4 protein-coding genes are annotated in these 9,202 nt (G+C 53.8%); all 4 read left to right on the forward strand.

The features are described 5' to 3' along the window. On the forward strand, positions 1–2,102 hold a 2,102-nt coding region (locus tag J2X75_RS25310; RefSeq protein WP_310341419.1), incomplete at its 5' end, for a condensation domain-containing protein. A 167-nt stretch (positions 2,103–2,269) separates the two neighbouring features. After that, positions 2,270–5,578: a non-ribosomal peptide synthetase gene (locus J2X75_RS25315; RefSeq protein ID WP_310341422.1), complete on the forward strand. Its 3,309-nt coding sequence runs from the start codon at positions 2,270–2,272 to the stop codon at positions 5,576–5,578. After that, entirely contained in the window at positions 5,568–7,394 is a 1,827-nt protein-coding gene (locus tag J2X75_RS25320; RefSeq protein ID WP_310341425.1) for an ABC transporter ATP-binding protein, read from the forward strand. Before J2X75_RS25315 ends, J2X75_RS25320 begins: the two co-directional genes overlap by 11 nt. After that, positions 7,391–9,124, forward strand: coding sequence for an ABC transporter ATP-binding protein (locus J2X75_RS25325; RefSeq protein WP_310341428.1), 1,734 nt, complete (start codon positions 7,391–7,393; stop codon positions 9,122–9,124). Before J2X75_RS25320 ends, J2X75_RS25325 begins: the two co-directional genes overlap by 4 nt. Positions 9,125–9,202 lie beyond the last annotated feature (78 nt).

Here is a 9,202-nt window from a genome sequence, read left to right on the forward strand (position 1 = left end):
TCATCGGCGGCGTTGGCGTAGCACGTGGGTACTTGAACCGTCCGGAGCTGACGGAAGAGAAGTTCGTAGATAGTCCGTTTGTCGCGGGCGAGCGGTTGTACCGCACAGGAGACTTGGCGCGGTGGATGGAAGACGGCAACGTGGACTTCATCGGCCGAATCGACAACCAGGCGAAAATTCGGGGCTACCGGATCGAGACGGGTGAGATCGAGTCACAGCTGTTGCGGGTGGAAGGTGTGCGCGAAGCGGTGGTGCTGGTTCGAAGTGATGCGAACGGGCAGAAGGCGTTGTGTGCGTATTATAATACGCCGGAGACCGGCGCGGAGCTGTTAGTGAACGATCTGCGCAGTGCGCTGGCGCAGGAGCTGCCAGGTTACATGATCCCGTCGTACTTCGTGGAGCTGGAACGCCTGCCTCTGACGCCGAACGGGAAAATAGACCGGAAGGCGCTGCCAGCACCGGAAGGGGAAGCGGGAAGTGGAACGGAGTTTGTCGCACCGCGCAATGAGCTGGAAATGAAGCTGGCGGTGATTTGGCAGGAGGTGCTGGGGCTTACGAAGGAGATTGGCGTTTACGACAACTTCTTCGACATCGGCGGCCATTCCCTGCGAGCGACGTCATTGGCAGGCAAGGTATTTAAGGAACTAAACGTCAACCTCCCGCTGCGCGACGTATTCCATCACTCGACGATTGCGGCGATGGCCGATGTAATCGCCCGGATGGAACGGCGGGAGCATGAGGCTATTCCTCAAGCGGAAGAGAGAGAGTACTACCCCCTGTCCTCCGCGCAGAAACGGCTGTTTATTCAGCATACGCTGGATGGAGCGGATCAGCTTTACAACATGCCGGAACTGATGCAGGTGGAAGGCAAGTTTGATTTAGACCGCTTGGAAGCCGCATTGCGGAAACTGATAACACGGCATGAATCGCTGCGTACCGGTTTTGAAATGGTGAAGGGCGAAGCGGTTCAGCGGATTTACCCGCAGGTCGGTTTTGCTATTGAGCATCATCAAGCGGATCCAGAGGATGCAGCTCAAGTCGAGCAGATTGTCCGCAACTTCGTTCGTCCGTTTGATCTCGGCAAGCCGCCGCTGCTGCGCGCCGGAGTCATCGAACTGGAGCCGAAACGGTATATTCTCCTTTTCGATATGCACCATATTGTGTCGGACGGCGTATCGATGGCGATTGTGATGGATGAGTTCTCGAGTTTATACGCCGGGGAAGAACTGCCGCCACTACGCATTCAATATAAGGATTATGCCGTTTGGCAGCAGTCGGAGGACCACCGAGAGCGGATCGGACGGCAGGAAGCGTACTGGCTGCAAACCTTTGAAGGCGAGCTGCCGACGGGGGATCTGCCGATGGACTACGAACGTTCTACAGTTCGCAACTACGAAGGCGCGCATCTGGAGTTCGATGTCGAAGTTTCTCTCTCTGCGCGGCTGCGTGAATTGGCGGCCGAGCGTGAAAGCACGCTGTACATGGTACTGCTTGCGGCATATACTGTGCTGCTGTCCAAGTACAGCGGGCAGGAAGACTTAATTGTGGGCACCCCGGTGGCGGGAAGAACTAACGCTGATTTGGAGCCGGTCATCGGCATGTTCGTTAATACACTGGCGCTCCGCAATCGCCCGTCGGGCAACAAAACGTTCCTGTCCTACCTGGAAGAAGTCAAGGAAACGGCTCTGGGAGCTTTTGAGAATCAGGATTATCCATTCGAAGAGCTCGTGGAGCGTTTGAATGTGAAGCGGGAGCCGGGCCGCTTCCCACTGTTCGATGCCGTTTTCGACTTGCAAAATATCGAAGAACGAGACGCCGAACTGGAAGGGGTCAGTCTGAAGAATTACGAGCTTGACCATTTGGAGGAAGCGAAGTTTGATCTGACCCTGTTTATGTATGAAAACGAACGGGCGCTGAGCGGGGGCTTTTTCTACGCCACCAAGCTGTTCAAAGAAACGATGATCCGCACCTTAACCGAGGATTACCTGTGGGTGCTTTCTCAAATTGTGGAAAATCCACAACTTGAGCTAAGTCGGATTGAATGTCATAAACCGGCGGCTAGCGCAAAGAGTGCCGTCGATACGATCGAATTCGCGTTCTAATATTACAAGCGCGCCTCCGCCGTCAAGCGAAAGTGGTGCGCATCCCATGGAAGACGGCGAACAACTTGCAAGTCCGTAAATCAAGCCCGTAAACGCGCAGGCCGAAAGCAAGTTTTTTCGGATCTGCGCCGGGGCACACGGTCACTTCATTTTTAGGGGAGGTACGAATGAAATCTTTATTTGAAAAGGAAGAACGGTACTGGAGCAGCAAGTTTGACAACGATGACAGCCTGAGCTTCCTTCCCTACAGTCAATCCTCCAAATTATCTGCAGGTGGCGAAGCTGCGGCAGAGCCGGGCTTGCTTCACCATACCCTGCCGAGTGAGCTCTCGGAGAGAATTATTCGCCTCGCCAATGGTTCGGATCTGGCTTTGTACATGATTGTTTTGGCAGGAGTAAAAAGCCTGCTGTTCAAATATACCGGGCAGGATCAAGTACTGGTCGGCATGCCTTCTTATAGCGGGGACCCGGACGTGACTCAGCCGCCGCATGACATCCTGGTGATCAAAACGTTCGTAAGCAGCCAGACTACGCTGAAAACGCTGCTCGGGGGTATCAAAGCTTCCATCGGAGAGGCGCTGGAGCATCAGCATCTGCCTTTTCGGAAAATGGTGGAGCCGCTCCATCTGGACTATACAGGGGAAGGAGTCCCAGTCGTCAACACCGTCACATCCTTCGCCCCGATTCATCCTGAACCGCTGGGTAACCGGGTGGCGGCCGATACGGTTTTTCGATTCGACCGCCAAAACGACTCTATCGGGCTGGCAATAAGCTTTGACGGGAATCGATACGAGCGGGCATTTGTGGAACAGGCGGCCGACCACCTTGTTCGGCTTCTGTCCATGCTTGTATTTCAGCCGGATCTGGAGCTTGGACAAGCCGATGTGCTTTCCCCGGACGAGAGGGAGACGTTGCTGAATCGATTTAATGATACCGAAACCGGGTTTGAGCGGGGGAAAACGATTCACGGTTTGTTTGAAGAACAGGCGGAGCTTTACCCGGACAACGTGGCCGTTGTCATGAACGAACGGCAGCTGACCTACCGCGAGCTGAACGAGCGATCCAACCGGCTTGCGCACAAGCTGAGGGAGACGGGAGTTGAAGCGGACCAGCTGGTAGCGATTCTGGCCGAACGCTCACTCGATATGGTTGTCGGCATACTGGCGATTCTCAAAGCGGGCGGAGCCTACGTGCCTGTCGATCCCGACTACCCGGAGGAGCGCATCCGCTTCATGATCGAGGATTCGGGTGCACCGTTATTGCTGATTCAAAAGCATCTGCATGAGAAGACCGACTTCGCAGGGACGCGCCTTGAAATAGATGATTTCGTTTGGGGCGACAGCGGGGCGGACTCGGAAGGTGCGCTGGACGCTTCGAATCTGGAGCCAATTTCCGGGCCGGAGAACCTGGCATATGTCATCTACACGTCGGGAACGACCGGCAAACCAAAAGGCACGTTGATCGAGCATAAAAACGTTGTGCGCCTTCTGTTCAACGACAAGAACTTGTTCGACTTCGGGCGGTTCGACACGTGGACGCTGTTCCACTCGTTCTGCTTCGATTTCTCCGTCTGGGAAATGTACGGTGCACTGCTGTATGGAGGAAAGCTGGTTATCGTACCGCCGCTCACGGCGAAAAATCCGACCGATTTCCTGGCACTGCTAGGCCGCGAACAGGTCACGATTTTGAACCAGACGCCAACGTACTTCTATCAGCTGCTGCGTAAGGTCTTGGCGGATCATCCATATGATCTGCGGATTCGCAACGTCATTTTTGGCGGCGAAGCGCTCAGTCCACTTTTGCTCAAGGGTTTCAAGACGAAGTACCCGGAGACAAAGCTGATCAATATGTACGGCATTACCGAAACGACGGTTCACGTGACGTATAAGGAAATTACGTGGGTCGAAATGGAGGCGGCGAAGAGCAATATCGGCAAGCCGATCCCAACGCTGAGGGTGTACGTCCTGGATGAAAACCGTCGCCCAGTGCCGATTGGCGTAGCGGGCGAAATGTACGTAGCCGGGGAAGGGCTGGCGAGAGGATACCTGAACCGTCCGGATCTGACGGCGGAGAAGTTCGTTGATTCCCCGTTTGCGGAGGGGGAGAAACTGTACCGCTCAGGCGACTTGGCGGCCTGGTTGCCGGACGGCAACATCGAATACCTGGGCCGAATCGACCATCAGGTCAAAATTCGCGGGTACCGGATCGAGCTGGACGAAATCGAGACGCAGCTTCTGAACGCCCGGGGTGTGGAAGAAGCGGTTGTACTCGCCCGGGACGACGCGAACGGCCATAAGCAACTTGTTGCTTATTACGTCGCGGAAACAAAGCTGGCGGCGAATGAACTCAAGGAGCAGCTCGCCAAGCAGCTTCCGGGGTATATGATTCCTGCGCATCTTGTGCAGCTTTCGCAGATGCCGCTGACCGCGAACGGAAAAATCGACCGCAAAGCGCTGCCAGTGCCGGAGGAAGCTGCGGCCAGAGGAGCGAAATATGTTGCGCCGAGAACGCTGCTCGAGATGAAGATCGTCCGTGTCTGGCAGGATACACTTGGCATTCCACAGGTCGGCGTAAAGGATAATTTTTTTGAGCTGGGCGGCAATTCCTTAAGTCTGATGAGGCTTGTTCAAGCCGTTTACGATGAAACGGGCATCGAGATACCACTGAATCGCCAATTCCATAGTGTAACTGTTGAAGCCATGGCTTTTGGAGAGGAGGATCTGGGTCTGGATAAAGGGGGAGACTCCTTCATTAAGCTGAATAAAACAGGGGATCTAAACGTGTTCTGCTTCCCTCCAGGCAGCGGCTTCGGCATTGGTTACCGAGCGCTTGCAAGCAGGTTAGACGGCCGATTCGTACTTTACGGCATTGATTTTATCGACGATGTCATCGATTACGAGGCCATGCTGAACCGTTATGTGGATGAGATTGTTCGCATCCAGCCTGAAGGACCTTACGTGCTGCTGGGCTACTGCTTCGGAGGCAACCTGACGTTTGAGGTAGCCAAAACGATGGAAAGAAGAGGGTATTCCGTAACGGATGTGCTCATGGTGGACTCATGGATTAAGGACACACTCACGCCTTATGAAACGACTGAGAAAGAGCTTGAAGAAATGTTTGCGGATTTCGACGAAGAAGAGAAGGAATTAATGAGCAATCCACTCGTGCGGGAGCGTGTTCATCGGAAGATTAAAGCCACCTTGACGTACGAAGCGCAGCTTATTAATTCAGGCACGATAACTTCCCGGATTTACGAACTGATTGCGAAGGACAGCGAAGCGTTCCGCCTGGAGCACCAGTTGCCGTCCTGGCAGAGGGCAACGACGCAAGCTTACGCCGATTATCGGCTGGAGGGCGCACACGAGGAGTTACTGGAACTCGCGCGCGTGGACGAAACGGCCGTTGTCATCCGTGACATCTTAGTGCAAATCAAGCGGCAGATCAAAGCGGAGGCCGGGGTCCTGCATGGGAGCTGACCGGCAGAATTCTGTTCAAGAACAAGGCACAGCGGCGCCTTCCAAGCGCCGAACCGCTTATGCCACCTGGAAAGCGTTCCGCTGGCTGATGTCCTATGTAAGTCGTCACAAAGGCTGGATGATCGTCGGTATCCTGTCCGCAATTGCCGCCGCGGTTATTGAGATATGGACGGGACGTTTGGTCGAGCAGCTGACCACACAAGCCGAGAATGGGGCGGGGCCAATCGTTCTGCAAATCGTGTACACGGTCTTTGTGGTCATCTTGATCGGTGTGCCGGCGAAGTTTTTTATGAGCTTCGGTGTGGAGCGAAGCAGCGCCTCTGCGGTGCAGGATATCCGCAACCATGTCATGCGTCATATCGGTAAACTTCCGGTCCCCTATTTGGAAAAACAACACTCCGGCGACGTGTTGTCGCGGATCAACAACGATCTGCAGCTCATCCAGCAATTTATGATTCGGGACCTCGCCCAGTGGTTTTATCATCCGTTATTGTTTATCGGCTGTTTCGCTTATTTGATGTATCTCCAATGGGAGCTGATGCTGTACAGCCTGCTGTTATTTCCCATAGCACTGCTGGTTTCCCAATGGATCGGCAAGCAGTTGGAACAGTTGACGGAGGAAGCCCAGGCGAACATGGGCCGAATGAACGTCAACCTCCAGGATACGCTTGGAGGGATGCCTATTGTAAAAAGCTACCTATTATCCGGTATGTTATCTCGCTCCTACCAAGTGCTGCTGCAATTGACGGCTCAAAAAAAGCTAGCCGTGAAAAAGCGGGAAGCTTGGGTTAACCCGCTGCTTTCTACGCTGATGATCAGCCCGATCATTTTCGCCGTCAGTTACGGTAGCTATTTGATCTACAACGGGCAGCTAGGCGCTGGAGAACTGATTGCCTTCCTGTACTTGCTTAATCTGTGTCTGGAGCCGCTGGAGCATATTCCCGAGCTCATTACGCGCACGTTCGAAATGAGCGGTGCCCTGAGAAGGGTCTCCGAAATCGTCGAGCAGCCGACCGAAACGGAAAATGGCCGTTTGCTTCCAAAAGCAAACGCCGCCCCCATCCAGTTTCAGAACGTAACCTTCGGGTATGAAGAGAGTTCCCCGATTCTGCGGAATGTTAGCTTCTCGGTGCCGGAAGGCAAGACGATTGCGCTTGTCGGAGCAAGCGGCGGAGGGAAGAGTACGGTGTTTAAGCTGGTATGCGGCTTTTATCCACTTCCGGAGGATCAGGGCGAGATCCGCGTGTTTGGAAGCCTGATCCACGGTGCAGATCCGGAGCAGCTTCGGTCGCATTTTTCCGTGGTAACCCAAGATTCATATTTGTTTAGCGGTACAATCGCCGAAAATATCGGCTATGGGCGGGAAGAAGCGTCGATGGACGAGATTATCGAAGCTGCCAAAGCCGCTCAGGCTCATTCTTTCATTATGCAGCTTGAGGGTGGCTACCAGACGTATGTCGGAGAGCGCGGCGGCTTTTTGTCCGGTGGGCAACGCCAGCGCATTGCAATGGCCCGGGCTTTTCTGAAAGATGCTCCCGTTCTGCTGCTGGACGAGCCCACATCGGCTCTTGATCCGGAGTCGGAAAGCGCGGTTCAGGAAGCGCTGGGCATATTGATGAAGCAGAGAACGACAGTGGTTATTGCCCACCGGCTTTCTACGGTACAAAACGCCGATGAAATCTGGGTTATGGAACAAGGAAATATTGTCGAAAAGGGCACTCATGAACAATTGCTCGAGAGGAAGGGACTGTACGCCCAGTCGTACTACCAGGAATTTACCGAGTCTGCCGAACGCATGGAGGTGTCGTACACATGAAAAAGGGCGGAAGGCTATCGCAAGTGAAAGAACTCGGCTACTTGCTGACGTTTATGAACCGCAAGCGCAAAACCCAGTACGCGATTGGCCTTGCTGTAACGGCGCTCACCCAGACATTGTTTCTGATCGCCTTCAGCTTGGTCGTACATAACTTGGTTGATTTCGCCGTGTCCAGAGATACGTCCCTGATGGTGGAAGCTTTTATTATCTTGGGCGCGGCCTTGTTCCTGGAAAATATAATTTCTCCCTGGTTCATTTACTTATACCAGCGCAGTGTCGAGCTGACTGTGCTGAATATCCGCAAACGTCTTTATGACAAGCTGTGCCGGGTGCAGCCGAGATTCCTGGAGCAGACGCACCATGGGGACTTGCTGTCGCGGGTGAATAACGACGTAACGACCGTTGAGTTTACTTTCTCGCAGGTTTACTTCGTTTTGCTGCTTCAAGTTGTCTTTTGCATCGGCTCCATTGCCTCCATGGTGGTGATCGATTGGCGGTTTGCTGGCGTATCCTTCGTCATTCTGCTGCTGTCCTCTCTGGTCAGCTTGAAATTTGCACGGGATATCCGCGCTTTGTCCGAACAAGGCTTGCAAACGCTCGGTAAAATGACCGAAAAATTCAAAGATTTTATGGGCGGCATTCAAATTGTGAAGCTGTTCCGCATCCGCACGGTTTACGGCCAGTACGAGGCGTTGAACGAACAAATGACGCAAACGCTTCGGCAAACGGCGAAAAAGAACGGTATGCAGGCTGCGGTGAACCATTTTATCAGCTACGTCACGTTTTGCGGCATCATCGTCATCGGCAGTCTTCTTTATGCCTACGGAATGATGGGAATGGGAAGTGTCGCCGCTCTGGCAGTTTTGCAAGTGAATCTGACGCACGCCTTGTTGAACTTGGGGATGGTTCTGTCGATGACCCAAAATTCGCTCGCGGGCGCTCACCGGATTCAAGAGGTACTAAGCGAGGAAGAGGAACCGGAGCGTCTGGGATCTTCTCGTAGCGAGCTTGTATCGGAGGCTGCGGTGGAGTTTCGCGATGTGGAATTTTCCTATCAGGCGGATAAAAAGGTACTTGTCGATATGTCCATGCAAGTGTTTCCTGGTCAGGTTGCTGCGATCGTAGGAGCAAGCGGCAGCGGCAAAAGTACACTGATCAAGCTGTTGCTCGGCTTTTATCCTGTGGACAGCGGAGATATCCTGCTCCAGGGCAAACCGTTCGGCCATTACACGCTGGACGAAATCCGCAGGCTGATTGCATACGTTCCGCAGGAGCCGTTTTTGTTTACCGGCACGATTGAGGAAAACATCCGCTACGGCAACCCGGATGCAACGGATGAAGAAGTGGTTGAAGCGGCCAAAGCGGCGTACGCTCACCATTTCATTCAGGAACTTCCTGAACAGTATAAAACGCCGGTGGGAGAGAGGGGAGCGTCGTTGTCAGGCGGACAAAGGCAGCGAATTGCGATCGCCCGGGCGATTCTCAAAAACGCCCCAATTTTGCTGCTGGACGAAGCGACTTCTGCATTGGATAACGAATCCCAGCACTGGGTACAGCAAGCCCTGAACGTATTGATGAAGGGGCGGACCACCATTCTGATTGCCCACCGTCTCAGCACGGTGGAACATGCGGATTTGATTTCGGTCATGAATCAAGGAACCGTAGTGGAACGGGGCCGCCATCAGGACCTGCTGGCGCTCGGAGGTTATTACGCACGGCTGTACGGATAGACCCACTTTACGGCGGGCGGCTTCCTTCTGATATCCAGGTAAAAAGCCTATCTACAAACAATCTCTAATACGGGAGTG

This window comes from Paenibacillus sp. 2003, from assembly GCF_031455635.1.
GTDB lineage: Bacteria > Bacillota > Bacilli > Paenibacillales > Paenibacillaceae > Paenibacillus > Paenibacillus amylolyticus_B.

Bases quoted from the DNA above. Each gene is read 5' to 3' on its own strand.
- J2X75_RS25315 (WP_310341422.1), top strand. From the start codon at position 2,270: ATGAAATCTTTATTTGAAAAGGAAGAACGGTACTGGAGCAGCAAGTTT.
- J2X75_RS25325 (WP_310341428.1), top strand. From the start codon at position 7,391: ATGAAAAAGGGCGGAAGGCTATCGCAAGTGAAAGAACTCGGCTACTTG.
- J2X75_RS25320 (WP_310341425.1), top strand. From the start codon at position 5,568: ATGGGAGCTGACCGGCAGAATTCTGTTCAAGAACAAGGCACAGCGGCG.